This window comes from Bradyrhizobium sp. CCBAU 11386, assembly GCF_028128955.1.
Lineage (GTDB): Bacteria > Pseudomonadota > Alphaproteobacteria > Rhizobiales > Xanthobacteraceae > Bradyrhizobium.
In genome coordinates, this window is record NZ_LBKA01000253.1 from 115,251 (window position 1) to 128,819 (window position 13,569).

Genomic DNA, 13,569 nt, shown 5'->3' on the forward strand with positions numbered 1-13,569 from the left:
AAAAATCGAGGAGGTACCAAGGATGCGCTATGGTTTTCTGATGGCAGGCCTGTTGCTGATCGTCGCGCCGGCCCGGGCGGAGGATCATCCACGCTCGGCCTATGTGACGATGGTCTTGCAGGCCTTCGCCGCCAAGGTCGAGTGCCCCAACACGGATCTCGTCTATCAGGACCTCGTGCAGAAGGCGCAGCAGATGCAGCTGCCCGACGGCACCACCGAGAAGGTGCGCAAGGCGATCGCCTGGATGCATACCGGCGGCAAGATGGGCGAGAAGCAGGACGACGACCTGATGGCCGAGGTCGCGGTCGCGACGCAGGCAACCGATATGGACCAGCGCCGCCTCGGCATGCCCGGCTGGTGCGAGGCCCAGAAGACCAACCTCGCCGGCCTGATCCGCAGCAAGGGCGGCTAACCGGCTTTTCCAGGCGTTAAGCACGGCGCGGCGGAACCGCCGCCGCGGCCAATATTCGTCACAATCCTCGCCAGCATGCGGGCCTCTTCGAATTCGAACAGGGAACCCCTCATGCGGATGATCCATTTCGTCTTCGCCGGCACGCTCGCGGCCGTCACGGCGCTGACCGCCCCCGTGCTGGCGAAGAATTCAGACACCCAGAAAGCCGAGGGCAAATCGCCCTCCTCCACCTGCAGCGCGTATCAGCAGGCACCGGATGGTACCTGGGAGCAGCTTCCCTGCAAGGAGACCGGCGATCGCAGTCAGCCGCAAACCCAACGGTCCCAGCCTCAGGGAACGGAGCGCGAGGACCGCTGAGGCGTTTCCTGTCCGGCGATCAGCTCTGGTGCGGCCCACGCATGATCTTCATGGCATCGGCGATGTGACGCCACTCCTTGGCCTCGTCGGCCTCGCCGCGGCCCTCGCAGGCCTGGGCCTGCTCGGCGGCCTTCGCAATCGCAGCGAAGCCGTGCCGTTCGAGCATCTGGCGTGCGACGGTGTGGACCTGGACCTCGGACATCATGGGCGCTCTCCCGTTTGATGAAACCGCGTGCACCCCTGGTGGATCCGCGGATTTCCGACAACGATCAGGTCGCGGGTCTCGTTCCGATCACCCGCAACGACGACAAAAGGCGGCCCGCCATGCCCGGCGGACCGCCTTCTCACCCACCCCAAAACCTGAAATCGTCGGCCGCGTCCCCTACGCGACCGCCACGCGCTTGCGCTCGAAATCGTTGGGCACCTCGATATCGACCTCCAGGGTCGACACCTCGTCGCCGCGCTCGAGCCGCACGATGACCTTGGTCGGATCCAGCGTGACGTGTCTGGACACGACAGCGAGGATCTCCTCACGCAGCACACCGAGCAGATCGGGCTGGCCGCGCATTCCGCGTTCATGGGCAAGCAGGATCTGCAGCCGTTCGCGAGCGACGGGTGCGGAGGCCTTCTTGCCGCGGAGAAGTCGAAGCAGACCCATGCTCATGCAGCCCTCCGTCGCAGCAGACGATCCATCAGACCTCTGCGCTCGGCCGGAACGTGCATCGTCACGTTCTCGCCGCAGAGGCGCTTGGCCGCGTCCATATAGGCCCGCGCCGGCGCGCCGTCCGCGTTCGACAGAGTCACCGGCGTGCCGACGTTGGAGGCCTTCAACACGTCCTGGCTCTCGGGAATGATGCCGAGCAAGGGCGTAGCGAGGATCTCGAGGATGTCGTCGATGGTCAGCATCTCGCCGCGCGCCGCGCGGGAGGCATCATAGCGGGTGATGAGAATGTGCTTCTCGACCCGCTCACCCTTCTCGGCCCGCACCGTCTTGGAGTCGAGCATGCCGATGATGCGGTCGGAATCGCGCACCGAGGAGACTTCCGGATTGGTGACGATCACGGCCTCGTCGGCAAAGCGCATCGCCATGGAGGCGCCACGCTCGATGCCGGCCGGGCTGTCGCAGATCACCCAGTCGAAACGGCCGCGCAGATCGTCGATGACCTTGCCCACGCCCTCTTCCGTCAGCGCGTCCTTGTCGCGGGTTTGCGAAGCCGGCAGCAGCCACAGATTCTCCAGCCGCTTGTCGCGGATCAGCGCCTGCGGCAGCTTTGCCACGCCCTGCACCACGTTGATGAGGTCGAACACCACTCGGCGTTCTGCGCCCATCACGAGATCGAGGTTGCGTAAGCCGACGTCGAAATCGACGACGACGACCTTGTCGCCGCGCTGCGCGAGCGCAGCTCCCAGCGCGGCGGTGGTCGTCGTCTTGCCGACGCCGCCCTTGCCTGATGTCACGACCAGTACCTTACTCATCTGAAGTGTCTCCTTTGCTGGTCAGTTCAGCGCTGTAATTCGCATGGTATTCCCCTGCAGCCAGGCCTGCGCCGGCTTGCCGCGCAAGGCGGCGTCGATGTCGTCCGCAGTCTGGTAAAACCCATCGATCGCAAGCAGTTCGGCCTCGATCTTCTGGCAATAGATGCGCGCGCTCGTGTGACCGTTCACACCCGCCATGGCGCGGCCACGCAGCGCGCCGTAGATGTGGATGGAGCCGCCGGCGACGACCTCAGCGCCGGAGCCGACCGAGCCCAGGATGGTGACGTCGCCTTCGGGGAAGATCACGGTCTGGCCCGAGCGCACGGGGGCCTCGAGCAGCAGCGAGGTTGGCTTGGCCTCGGCCTTCGCTTCGGCCTTCTTCGGCGCGCTCGGCTCGACCACGCAGCTGCGCCCGCCCGAGAGCAGCGGCGGCATCATCGGGGTCAGCCGGCCCTCCTCCACGCCCTCGATCCCGAGCACGCGGATGTTGCGGTCCTGAAGGCTGGTGAGCAGGTGATTGATGCCGGACTGGCTGAGATCGACCGAGGACAGGTCGATCACCACGGGCCGGCCGGCGAAGAAGCCCGGCGAGCGGGCGATGGTGGTGTCGATCTCCTGGAGCCAGTCCTGGATCGGAACCGTCGGCACGAACACGAAGGCCACGTAGGAGCGCCCGCGCAAGCGCACCATTTGGCGTTGGACTTTTGCTGCAGCCTCCATATCGGCCGACTCGTTCCCTGTTATTGAATGGTTAACGATGCGGCGGATATGGTTAACAGCCGGTTAATTTCTCCGTGGGGGGGACGTGAGTTGGGCGGGCGGCCGGCCCTTGAGCGGCCGGGCGTTCGGCAGGCGCTCTCACCCAGCACATAGCTGTCATCGCCCGCGCAGGCGGGCGATCCAGTACTCCGAGACGGGAGTGGGTCAGTCGATAGGCTGCGGCGTACTGGATGCCCCGCCCCCTACTTCTTCACCTTGCTCGCATCCATCTTGATGGCGGGATCCAGCATCCTGGTCGTGAACGCGGTCGTCACGTCGAACGGCTTCTCCATGCCGAGATAGGTCTGGACCAACTCGTAATCCTTCTTCATGCGCTCGCCGTCGATCCAGCCGAGGCTCTTCGTCGTCGTGAACTCGTCCGTCATCAGGAACTTGATGCGCTCCCACTGACGCTCCTGGTTCTCCTTGTCGAGGCCGGAGACCTGGTCGAGCAGCGCCTTCAGGCACGGGGTGACGTCGGCGACGCAGGCCGCGAAGGCCTTCTGCGTGACGCGCACGAACTCCTCGACCAGCTTCGGGTTCTTCTGCAGATAGGCGCCATTGACGATCAGCGAATTGCCGTAGGGGTTGAGGCCGATGTCCTTCCAGTTGACGTAGCCGAGATCGGGGCCGAACTCGATCACCTTGAGATCGTGCTCGTTGTAGAAGTCGCTGATGATATCGACGGTATGGCTCTTCAGCGCTGCGATCTTCGCCGTCGGCCCGACATTGACGAAGCCGACCGCATCAGGCGCAAGCCCTGCGGCCTTGGCGAAAGCCGGCCACATCACGCGCGAGGCGTCACCGGGCGGATTGCCGATCTTGTGGCCGGCGAAATCCTTGACGCCGTTCACGCCGTAGCTCTTCAGCCAGTAGAAGGTCTGGCCGGTGTTGGCGTAGACGCTCATCACCGCGACGGTGTCGGCGCCCTTGCTCTTGGCCACCAGCATGGTGGCGAGATCGGCGACGCCGAACGGCGAGCCGCCCGAGCCGACCTTGGCGGCGGAGACGCCGGAGCCCTTGCCGGTCTCGATGGTGAGGTCGATGCCGGCCTTCTCGTACCAGCCCTGCGCCTTCGCGTAATAATAGGGCGAATGGTCGGCCGTCGGCGTCCAGTTCAGGATCATGTTGACCGCCTCGCCCGCGTTCGCGGGCACACCCGGCAAACCGAGCATCAGGGTCACAACCGCCGCCTGCAAACGCTTCATCGCATGTCTCCTCAATGCCGCGACCCGGCTTGTCGCTCTCCCCTTGTGAGGATACCAATGCAACAAGTCCGCCCTCCGCTTGTCAACTGTTTGGTTGGAAATGCCCGCAAAACGATCTGGCGACACCGTGCCGCAGCGGCGCGACCCCGTCGCCACCCGCAAGAAGCTGCTCACCGCGGCGCGCCTGGAGTTCGCCCGGCACGGCCTTGCGGGCGCCCGCGTCGACGAGATCGCCGAGCGCGCCGGCGTCAACAAGCAGCTCGTCTACCACTACTTCGGCGACAAGGACGCGCTCTACCTCGCCGTGCTCGAATGGGTCTATGAGGACATCCGCGAGCAGGAGCGCAGGCTCAATCTGGAGGGCCTGCCGCCCGACAAGGCGATCCGCCGGCTAATCGAAGCCTCGTTCGATCACCTTGCGGCACACCCTGATTTCATCGTGCTTCTGAACGACGAGAACCGCGGCGGCGCCCGCCATGTCCGCGGTTCCACACGGCTGGAGGCGATGCATTCCCCGCTGGTGAAGAGCGTCTCCCACATCCTCCAGGAGGGCGTGCGCAGCGGGCTCTTCCGCAAAGGGATCGACCCCGTCCAGCTCTACATCTCCATTGCGGGTCTCAGCTATTTCTTCTTCTCCAACACGCCGACGCTGTCGGCGATCTTCGGCAAGGACCTGTCGAGCCGCGCCCAGCGCCGCGCCCGCCGCAGGCATGTCGTCGACCTGGTGCTCCAGTCGCTCCGCCCCTAATCAACCAACTGGTTGAAACTTCCCCCGGGGACGGTTAGGCTTGCCGTCGCGGCGGAGAGTCCGCGAGCAACGGGGAGCAACAGGTGGCAGGTGACGGAGCAGGCCCGGCCCGCAACTTTACGATCATCCTGATCGTGCACCTCGCCGTGCTCGTGCTGTGGCAGGTCGCGGTCGACGCCTTCCACGTGCCGAAATTCATCCTGCCCTCTCCGCTTGCGACCGTGCAGACGCTGGGAACCGCGAGCTATGCCTGGGGCGCCAATACGCTGGTGACGGCGATCGAGATCCTCGGCGGCTTCGCGCTCGGCGCATTCGTCGGCGTCACCCTCGCGGTGATCTTCAGCTGGGCGCCGCTGGTGAGCCTCGTGCTGCTGCCGCTGTTCGTGACGCTGAACATGATCCCGAAGGTCGCGCTCGGCCCGCTTCTGATCGTCTGGTTCTCCTACGGCATCGTGCCGAACATCCTGATCGCCTTCAGCATCTGCTTCTTCCCGATCCTGCTCACCACCGCGCGCGGCCTGCGCGAGGTCGAGCCTGACCTGCTCGACCTCGTCAAATCGCTGCGCGGCTCGCGCTGGACGCTGTTCCGCAAGATCCAGCTGCCGGGATCGCTGCCTTACGTGTTCTCCGGCATGAAGGTCGGCGCCATCCTCGCCGTCGCCGGCGCCATCGTCGGCGAGTTCATCGCCTCCGAGCGCGGGCTCGGCTACCTCATGATCCAGGTGCAGTCCTCGCTCGACACGCCCGCGATGGTGATGGCCGTCGTGCTGCTGACGCTGCTCGGCGTCGCTCTCTACGGCCTCGTGCTCGCCCTCGAACGCATGTTCGTCGTGGGCGACGCCAGGCAGACTTAGCTAAGGGAACGATCCATGCTCCTCACCCGCCAGACGCTGCCGAAGACCATTCCGGATATCGCGGCGCTCGACGATCTCCTGTGCCGGCCGACCCAGGCGCTGATCGACGACCTCGCCAAGGTCGAGGGCGACATCATGGTCCTCGGCGTCGCCGGCAAGATGGGCCCGACGCTGGCGGGGCTCGCCAAAGCGGCCGCACCCGATCGCCGCGTCATCGGCGTGGCGCGCTTCAGCGACGCGGGCGTCAAGGACTGGCTGCATGGGCGCGGCGTCGAGACGATCAATTGCGACCTGCTCGATGAGGCCGCGATCAAGGCGCTGCCGAAGGCGCCCAACATCGTCTTCATGGCCGGCCGCAAGTTCGGCGCCGAGGGCGATCTGTCGCTGACCTGGGCGATGAACGCGCACGTGCCGGCGCTGGTCGCGCAGGCCTTCCCGTCGTCGCGGATCGTCGCGTTCTCGACCGGCTGCGTCTATCCCTTCGTGCCGGTCGACGGCCAAGGCGCGACCGAGGACATGGCGCCGAATCCGCCCGGCGAATACGCCCAGTCCTGCGTCGGCCGCGAGCGCATGTTCGAGTATTTTTCGCGCAAATTCTCGACGCCGGGCCGGCTGTTCCGGCTCAATTACGCGATCGACATGCGCTACGGCGTGCTGCACGACATCGCCACCAAGGTCCTCACCGGCACGCCGATCGACGTCAGCCTTGGCCATGTCAATTTCATCTGGCAGGGCGATGCGTCCGCGCAGGCGCTGCGCTGCCTCGCCCATTGCACGGCGCCGACCTCGCCGATCAATGTCAGCGGCCACGAGATCCTGGCGGTGCGCGATCTCGCGGCGAAATTCGGCGCGAGATTCGGCCGCGCACCGGTGCTGACCGGCAAGGAGGAGCCGACGGCGTGGCTCACCGATACCTCGCAGGCGGTCGGGCTGTTCGGCCTGCCGGTCGTCGACACCGAGCAGCTGATCGCCTGGACCGCCGACTGGGTATCCCGCGCCATGCCGAGCCTCGGCAAGCCCACCAAATACGAGGTGCGCGATGGCCGCTACTGACGCCCCGTCCATCATCAAGCTCGGCGCCGACGATGCCATCGCCGGGCTCGTGCTGTCGACCGAAGCGCACTGGAACCAGACCGACGAGGACTGGCGCATCTTCCTGCGCGACGGCGTCGTGTTCGGCATTCGCGACGGCATGCGACTGGTCGCGACCGCCGCCCTGCTGCCCTACTCCGGCAACAACGCCTGGATCAGCATGGTGCTGGTGTCGGCGACGCATCGCCGCCGCGGCCTCGCAACGCGCCTCGTCGATGCCTGCCTGGAAACGGCACGCAAGAACGGCCTGACGAGCTGGCTTGACGCAACGCCCGACGGTGCTGCCGTTTACGGGCCGCTCGGCTTCACGCCGACACTGCAATTGCGCCGGCTGAAGCTGGCGAGATCCGCGCGGGCCGAAGCGCCGCCGTCTTCTTCCGCGACCATCGAGGCGCTTCGCTCGCGGGATCGGCGGGCCACCGGTTTCGACCGGAGCGCCCTCCTCTCCGCCTTCGCACAACGCTCCGGCTCGCGCATCGTCTCCGCGAACGGCGCCATCACGCTGGTTCGCGACGGCAGAACCGCCCGCCATATCGGCCCGTTGTTTGCGAATGACGCCGCGGAAGCATTGGCCCTGGTCGGTGCAATCGCCCGATCCGAGACCGCCCCTCTGCTGATCGACGCCGTCGCCTCGCAAGGCGCGTTCCTGGAAGGATTGACCGCTTCGGGCTGGACCGTCGAACGGCCGTTCCAGCGCATGCGCTTCGGCCCCGCCACCACTGCGAGCGAGGAAACGCCATTCGCCGTCGCCGGCCCCGAATTCGGATAGGACATCATGCACCACAGCCAGATCAACAGCGACATCCGCAAGCTGATCGCCGACGGCACCGTGCTGCCGGCGCATCCCCTCGCGCTCACCGCCGGGCGCCAGCTCGACACAACGCATCAGCGCGCCCTGACGCGCTACTACATCGACGCCGGCGCCGGCGGCCTTGCGGTCGGCGTGCACACGACGCAATTCGCGATCCGCGACGTCGGCCTCTACCGCCCCGTGCTGGAGCTCGCCGCCGAGACCGCAGCGAGCTGGACCGGGCGTCCGCTGGCGATGGTCGCGGGACTTGCCGGTCCGACCCGGCAGGCAACCGCCGAGGCGCGCACCGCGCGCGACATCGGCTATCACGCCGGCCTGCTCAGCCTCGCCGCGATGAAGAACGCCTCCGAGGACGAGATCATCGCGCATTGCACGGCGGTCGCCGCCGAGATCCCGCTGGTCGGCTTCTATCTCCAGCCGGCCGTGGGCGGCGTCATCCTGTCGAGCCGGTTCTGGCAGCGCTTTGCCTCGATCGACAACGTCATCGCCATCAAGATCGCGCCGTTCAACCGCTACCGCACGCTCGACGTGCTGCGCGGAGTCGCGGCCGCGGGCGCGCTGGACCGTGTCGCGCTCTACACCGGCAATGACGATCACATCCTGCTGGACTTGATGCTGCCGTTCGACCTCCGCGACAACGGCGTCACCACGCGGACCTACTTCAAAGGCGGCCTGCTCGGCCACTGGTCGGTGTGGACGGCGAGCGCGATCAAGCAGTTCGAGCGCTGCAAGGCGGCGCGGCACAAGGAAACGGTGCCCGCCGACCTCCTCGCGCTCGATGCCCGCGTCACCGATTGCAACAGCGCCTTCTTCGACGTCGCCAACAATTTCCATGGCTGCATCGCCGGCTGCCACGAGATCTTGCGGCGCCAGGGCCTGATGCAGGGGCTGTGGTGCCTCGATCCAGCCGAGGGCCTGAGCCCCGGCCAGAAGGAGGAGATCGACCGCGTCTGCCGCGAGCACGCCGATCTCAGCGACGATGCCTTCGTGACCACCAACCTCGGCAAATGGCTGGCATGACGGAAGAGCCCTTCATCAGCCTGCGCGGCGTCAGGAAAGTCTACCGCAGCGGCGGCGCGGAGTTTCTCGCCGTCTCCGACGTCACGATGGACGTGCAGGAAGGTGAGCTCGTCTCGCTGGTCGGCCCGTCCGGCTGCGGCAAGACCACGGTGATGAAGATTCTGGCCGGCCTGCACGGCGCCGACGGCGGCACCGTGAAGATCGGGAATGCCACAAGCCCGTTCGATCCGACTCGCGACATCGGCATGGTGTTCCAGCAGGCCTTGCTGCTGAAATGGCGCACCATTCTGGACAACGTGCTGCTGCCGGCCGAGATCGTCGGCCTGCCAATGAAGGCCGCGCGCGAGCGGGCGCGCGATCTGCTCAATCTGGTCGGGCTCGCCGGCTACGAGCAGAAATATCCGCAGCAGCTGTCCGGCGGCATGCAGCAGCGCACCGCGATCGCGCGTGCCTTCATCCACGATCCAAAACTGATCCTGATGGACGAGCCGTTCGGCGCGCTGGACGCCTTGACGCGCGAGCAGATGAATCTGGAGATGCTGCGGATCTGGCGCGAGAGCGGCAAGACCATCATCTTCGTCACGCATTCGATCCAGGAAGCGGTTTTCCTGTCCTCGCACTGCGCCGTGCTGACCGCGGGCCCGGCGAAGATGGCCGATTACTTCGCGATTGACCTGCCCTTCCCGCGCGACCTTCCGCTGAAGACCACGGATGCGTTCGGTGCCTACGCACGGCGCATCTATGCGAAGCTGGGCCTGGGCGCGGCGTAATCACCACGCTGAGAACCTGTAGGGTGGGCAAAGCGAAAGCGTGCCCACCACTTCTGCCACGCTCTTGGAGAGATGGTGGGCACGGCGCAAGAGCGCCTTTGCCCACCCTACAAATGCAGCGAGCTCAGCCCTTGCGCATCTTGCTGAGCAGGTAGTTGTCGTAGAAGTTTTCCGCGATCTGCGTGTAGAACAGCAGCTCCTTCAAATACGCGTCGTGGCTCTCCTTGGTCCGCTTGAACAGGTCGCTCTTGGCGGCGAGCTCGTTCAGATGGTCCTGGGTTGCGTTGTAGCAGGCCTCCAGCACCGGCTGCGGGAACGCCTTCAGCTCGGCGCCATTGGCGATCAGCCGCTTCAGCGCCGCCGGATTCACGCTGTCGTACTTCTCGAGCATCCAGGCGCCGGCCGCCGAGGCGGCCTGGTTGACGATGGCCTGATACTGTTTCGGCAAGCTTGCCCACTTCTCGTCATTGACGATCATGTGCAGCATGGCGCCGCCTTCCCACCAGCCCGGGAAGTAATAGTATTTGGCGACCTTCTGGAAGCCGAGCTTCTCGTCGTCATAGGGACCGACGAACTCGGCGGCATCGATCGTCCCCTTCTCAAGCGCCGGATAGACATCGCCGCCGGCGATCTGCTGCGGTACGACGCCGAGACGCGCCAGCACATGGCCGCCCATGCCGGCGATGCGGAATTTGAGGCCCTTGAGATCGTCGACGGTCTTGATCTCCTTGCGGAACCAGCCGCCCATCTGGGTGCCGGAGTTGCCGCAGAGAAGCGCATGCGCCTTGAACGGCTTCAGCGCCTCGTTGGCGAGATCGGCGCCGCCGCCGAAATGCCACCAGGACTCCTGATGGCGATGGTTCATGCCGAACGGCGCGCCGGTGGCATAGGCCAGCGCCGGCTCCTTGCCGATATAGAAATAGAGCGGCGTCTGCGCCATCTCGACGGAGGCCGCGCTGACGGCGTCGAGCGCCTGCAAACCCGGGACGAGCTCGCCGGCCGCAAAGGTCTGGATCTGGAATTTGTTGTCGGTGGCCTCAGCGACGTATTTCGCGAAGGTCTGCGCCGTGCCGTAGATGGTGTCGAGCGATTTCGGGAAGCTCGAGGTCAGGCGCCATTTGATCTCGGGCGCGCCTTGCGCAATCGCGGGTGCGGCAACCAGCGTCGTCGCGCCGGCGACCGCGCCACCCTTGAGGAATGCACGGCGTTTCATGATGGGGGCTCTCCCGAAAGCAAGGCTTCAAATGGATGATTTAGGCGACGGTCTTCGCCGACCGTTTGCCCGTTCCCGCCGCCGAGTTCAAGTCGTGAGGGGAACGCCTGTAGCTCGAATGCAGCGCCCTTCTCAGAGCAGCTTCGCGCTGACGAACAGCGCGCGCACGGCGTTGGTCGCCTGCACCGCGAGCATGGCGTTGCCGGCGGCGCCTTCCAGGGCCGCGATGGCTTCCTCATGCAGCGAGCGAAATTCCATCCACTCGACCGACTTGAAGTTGGTGAGGAATTGATAGGCCTGGCCGACGGTCGCGATCGCCAGCGTGTCGCCGTTCAGCTTGATCTTGAACGTCGTACGCAGCGGGGTCTCGGAATTCTGGGGATCACTCATGGGCTGCTTCTGGACGAGGACGGCTTAACGAAGGGGAAATGGCAGCCCCGCCGCGGCAGGCAAATATCAGGAGTCGGTGCTGGCGCGCTGCGAGGCGGTCGCCGATCCTCTCAGGCTCGGCACCACGACCAGGCGGTTGAACTCGCCATTGTCGTAGGCCTTGAGGAAGCGCTCATAGTCCTTGATCGAGACGCAACCGTTCGAATCGCCGCGCGGCCCAAGCATGTAGTTGTGGGTGAGAAGGCCGACGCGGCCGAGCGCGCTGGTGCCCTCAGTCGGAGTCAGGCGGAGCGCCCGGACACCATGGAACAGTTTTTCGCGCGGCTTCAGATCGTAGGTCGCCGGCGGGGTCGCGCCCACCATGCGCTGGTCGACATGCTGTGGATCGTCCATCAGCGGGCCCATGCCCGAATGCGCTTCCAGCGCGACGCCGCTCGGCAGGTAAAGCGCCTTGGCCGAGATGTCGTAGACCGCCGTGCGCGAATCGTAACCGAGGGCGCCAAGATCCGGCGCCCTGCCGAGCAGGCCGCTGTCCGGCGTCAGCGAGGCCAGCTTGATCTTGTCGGTGAATTTTTCGAAGAAGTTGCGGTTGTCGACCTTGGGGGTGGTGTCGGCATAGGCCTGGCTGGACGCGATCTGGGCCGAGAAGTCCGCCTGCACCGGCCGCGAACGCGGCATCGGGACCGCATCGGCGCGCTGCGAGGGCTGCCGCTCGTCAACCGGCGGCCGGTCATCATCGGTCAGGATCGAGCGCCAGTCGTCGCCCTGGAGTCTCTGGGCCAGCATCGCCTTGGCATCGCGCAGCTTGATCTGAACCGCATTCAGGGCAGAGCGCTCCAGCGTCCGCAGGCCGAGCTCGCGGGCGGCCGGGCTGCCAGATGCCGAAGCAAAACGGTCCTCGAACGAAGGGGCGTTGGCCGGCGGCAGTGCGGCGGAAACCAGCGGGGTCGAATCGCCCATGTCGGCAACCCAGGCTGCAGCACCGAGCGACAGCGCAACGGCGGCCAGAGACAGCAATAGCGTCTCGGCCCGCCCGATACGGCGGCGCGACAACAGCCTCTCGGCTCTTGCGGTGTCGGAAACCATCAGATCCCCAAATCGACCCCCGGGGGACCCACCCCCACCCGGAGACTCTATACCAGCTACCACATTGGGAGCCAAAAGTTAGGCATAATCACGGCCGGCGAGGCGCCCCTGAAAGGTATCCAATGACCTCTCCTTTCGATCTGGACCGGTTCGTTCAGGCCCAAAACCCGGTCTATCCCACCGTGACCGGGGAGCTGTCCCGGGGCCGGAAGCAGAGCCACTGGATGTGGTTCGTCTTCCCGCAGGTCGCCGGCCTCGGCTTCAGCGCCATGGCGCAGCGCTACGCCATCGGCTCGCGCGCGGAGGCCGAAGCCTACCTCGCCCACCCCGTCCTTGGCCCGCGCCTGATCGAGTGCACCAGGCTCGTGCTCGCCGTTCAGGGACGGACCATCAACGCGATCCTCGGCGCGCCTGATGACGCCAAATTCCGCTCCTCGATGACGCTGTTCGGCGCGGTGTCAGATGATCCCATTTTCGGCGAGGCGCTCGCCCGGTACTTCGCAGGCGAGCGCGACGGCGCGACGCTGGAGATCCTGTCGAAGCTCGATCCGCCGGCGTAGCGATCAGCGGCCCTGGAAGACGGCGGCGCGACGCTCGATGAAGGACTGAATGCCCTCCTTGGCGTCCGCGCTGCCGAGCACGCGGTCGCGGATTTTCGGGATGTAGGCGATCGCAGCCGCCTCGCCGCCTTCGACATATTTGGCGGCGGCTTCCTTGGTGACCTGGATGCCGAGCGGCGCATTGCGCGCGATGATGGCGGCGAGCGCCATCGCCCGCTCGATCTGCTCTCCCGGTGGAACGACCTCCTGGACGAGGCCGATCGCGTGGGCGCGCTCGGCTGAAAACTCGTCGCACAGAAACAGGTGGTACATCGCATCGCCCCAGCCGGCGCGCGACAGAAAGCGGAAATGCGCACCGCCCAGCGGCGCGATGCCGCGCTTGGCCTCCATTTGGCAGAAGCGTGCATCATCCGCTGCAACGACGATGTCGCCGGCGAGCATCAGCTCGATGCCGATGGTGAAGACGATGCCCTGCACGGCGGTCACGAAAGGCGCCGCGGCAGCGCTGCGGAGGCGATCGACCATCCGCTGATGCCGCTCACCTGGCTCGCCAACGAGCTGTCACGGACCGGCATCGGTCTCAAGGCCGGCCAAACCATCAGCACGGGCACGCTGACGGGCATGCTGCGGCCGAAGGCGGGCGAGACTTACGTCGCCGATTTCGGTCCTCTGGGAACTGTCAGCGCGACCTACGCCTAGGAGCGTCGACGACCGGACGCGGCCGCGTGAAGCGTGCCGGCCGGCAGCGTAAACCCGGGATTAACACCGGCTGCCTATCTTCCGTGCAAAATTATTCTCCCGCGCCAATTGCCG

Annotated in this window: 19 protein-coding genes; 10 read left to right on the plus strand and 9 right to left on the minus strand. The window is 65.9% G+C overall.

The features are described from left to right. Window positions 1–22: 22 nt before the first annotated feature. Window positions 23–412: a hypothetical protein gene (locus tag XI09_RS35045; RefSeq protein WP_271570945.1), complete on the plus strand. Its 390-nt coding sequence runs from the start codon at window positions 23–25 to the stop codon at window positions 410–412. A gap of 111 nt (window positions 413–523) precedes the next feature. Further along, window positions 524–769 (plus strand): hypothetical protein, encoded by a 246-nt coding sequence (locus XI09_RS35050; protein WP_271570946.1) that lies wholly within the window; start codon window positions 524–526, stop codon window positions 767–769. A 19-nt stretch (window positions 770–788) separates the two neighbouring features. Here the strand turns inward: XI09_RS35050 and XI09_RS35055 are convergent, their stop codons facing one another. The 5 genes from XI09_RS35055 to XI09_RS35075 all read right to left on the minus strand — a co-directional run bounded on the left by XI09_RS35055 (window position 789) and on the right by XI09_RS35075 (window position 4,212). After that, on the minus strand, window positions 789–974 hold the full coding sequence (locus tag XI09_RS35055; protein ID WP_271570947.1) for a hypothetical protein: 186 nt from the start codon (window positions 972–974) through the stop codon (window positions 789–791). A 177-nt stretch (window positions 975–1,151) separates the two neighbouring features. Then, window positions 1,152–1,433 (minus strand): cell division topological specificity factor MinE, encoded by a 282-nt coding sequence (minE, locus tag XI09_RS35060; RefSeq protein ID WP_025575378.1) that lies wholly within the window; start codon window positions 1,431–1,433, stop codon window positions 1,152–1,154. Further along, window positions 1,430–2,245 carry a septum site-determining protein MinD gene (gene minD / locus XI09_RS35065; protein WP_025575380.1) on the minus strand — a complete coding sequence of 272 codons (816 nt, stop codon included), beginning with the start codon at window positions 2,243–2,245 and terminating at the stop codon, window positions 1,430–1,432. Before minD ends, minE begins: the two co-directional genes overlap by 4 nt. A gap of 21 nt (window positions 2,246–2,266) precedes the next feature. After that, complete coding sequence (minC, locus tag XI09_RS35070) at window positions 2,267–2,965, minus strand: septum site-determining protein MinC (RefSeq protein ID WP_025575382.1); 699 nt, start codon at window positions 2,963–2,965, stop codon at window positions 2,267–2,269. A gap of 242 nt (window positions 2,966–3,207) precedes the next feature. Continuing rightward, window positions 3,208–4,212 (minus strand): ABC transporter substrate-binding protein, encoded by a 1,005-nt coding sequence (locus tag XI09_RS35075; RefSeq protein WP_027542520.1) that lies wholly within the window; start codon window positions 4,210–4,212, stop codon window positions 3,208–3,210. A gap of 100 nt (window positions 4,213–4,312) precedes the next feature. Here XI09_RS35075 and XI09_RS35080 point away from each other — a divergent pair, with 100 nt between their 5' ends. The 6 genes from XI09_RS35080 (at window position 4,313) to XI09_RS35105 (ending at window position 9,507) form a co-directional block, all read left to right on the plus strand. Beyond that, the gene (locus tag XI09_RS35080; RefSeq protein WP_027542519.1) at window positions 4,313–4,960 is read left to right on the plus strand and encodes a TetR/AcrR family transcriptional regulator; all 648 of its coding nucleotides are present in this window, start codon (window positions 4,313–4,315) and stop codon (window positions 4,958–4,960) included. 83 nt (window positions 4,961–5,043) lie between these two features. Next, complete coding sequence (locus tag XI09_RS35085; protein WP_271570948.1) at window positions 5,044–5,814, plus strand: ABC transporter permease; 771 nt, start codon at window positions 5,044–5,046, stop codon at window positions 5,812–5,814. A gap of 15 nt (window positions 5,815–5,829) precedes the next feature. Beyond that, window positions 5,830–6,867 (plus strand): NAD-dependent epimerase/dehydratase family protein, encoded by a 1,038-nt coding sequence (locus tag XI09_RS35090; RefSeq protein WP_271570949.1) that lies wholly within the window; start codon window positions 5,830–5,832, stop codon window positions 6,865–6,867. Then, window positions 6,854–7,675, plus strand: coding sequence for a GNAT family N-acetyltransferase (locus XI09_RS35095; protein WP_271570950.1), 822 nt, complete (start codon window positions 6,854–6,856; stop codon window positions 7,673–7,675). The genes XI09_RS35090 and XI09_RS35095 overlap by 14 nt, the downstream gene beginning before the upstream one ends. A gap of 6 nt (window positions 7,676–7,681) precedes the next feature. Then, window positions 7,682–8,737 (plus strand): dihydrodipicolinate synthase family protein, encoded by a 1,056-nt coding sequence (locus XI09_RS35100; protein WP_271570951.1) that lies wholly within the window; start codon window positions 7,682–7,684, stop codon window positions 8,735–8,737. Beyond that, entirely contained in the window at window positions 8,725–9,507 is a 783-nt protein-coding gene (locus XI09_RS35105) for an ABC transporter ATP-binding protein (protein WP_271570952.1), read from the plus strand. Before XI09_RS35100 ends, XI09_RS35105 begins: the two co-directional genes overlap by 13 nt. 124 nt (window positions 9,508–9,631) lie before the next feature. On the opposite strand, the gene XI09_RS35110 is transcribed toward XI09_RS35105, so the two are convergent. From XI09_RS35110 to XI09_RS35120, 3 genes are all read right to left on the minus strand, one after another. Next, entirely contained in the window at window positions 9,632–10,720 is a 1,089-nt protein-coding gene (locus XI09_RS35110; RefSeq protein ID WP_271570953.1) for a TRAP transporter substrate-binding protein, read from the minus strand. A gap of 132 nt (window positions 10,721–10,852) precedes the next feature. Further along, window positions 10,853–11,110 carry a hypothetical protein gene (locus XI09_RS35115; RefSeq protein ID WP_025575395.1) on the minus strand — a complete coding sequence of 86 codons (258 nt, stop codon included), beginning with the start codon at window positions 11,108–11,110 and terminating at the stop codon, window positions 10,853–10,855. Between the two features lie 66 nt (window positions 11,111–11,176). Next, window positions 11,177–12,127: a DUF2778 domain-containing protein gene (locus XI09_RS35120; protein WP_271571005.1), complete on the minus strand. Its 951-nt coding sequence runs from the start codon at window positions 12,125–12,127 to the stop codon at window positions 11,177–11,179. 191 nt (window positions 12,128–12,318) lie between these two features. Between XI09_RS35120 and XI09_RS35125 the strand changes: the two genes are divergently transcribed. Then, window positions 12,319–12,756, plus strand: a complete 438-nt coding sequence (locus XI09_RS35125; protein WP_271570954.1) for a DUF1810 domain-containing protein — start codon at window positions 12,319–12,321, stop codon at window positions 12,754–12,756. A 3-nt stretch (window positions 12,757–12,759) separates the two neighbouring features. Here XI09_RS35125 and XI09_RS35130 read toward each other — a convergent pair whose 3' ends face one another. After that, window positions 12,760–13,281, minus strand: coding sequence for an enoyl-CoA hydratase-related protein (locus tag XI09_RS35130; RefSeq protein ID WP_271570955.1), 522 nt, complete (start codon window positions 13,279–13,281; stop codon window positions 12,760–12,762). Between the two features lie 6 nt (window positions 13,282–13,287). Here XI09_RS35130 and XI09_RS35135 point away from each other — a divergent pair, with 6 nt between their 5' ends. After that, on the plus strand, window positions 13,288–13,455 hold the full coding sequence (locus XI09_RS35135) for a hypothetical protein (RefSeq protein ID WP_271570956.1): 168 nt from the start codon (window positions 13,288–13,290) through the stop codon (window positions 13,453–13,455). The last annotated feature ends 114 nt before the right edge of the window (window positions 13,456–13,569 follow it).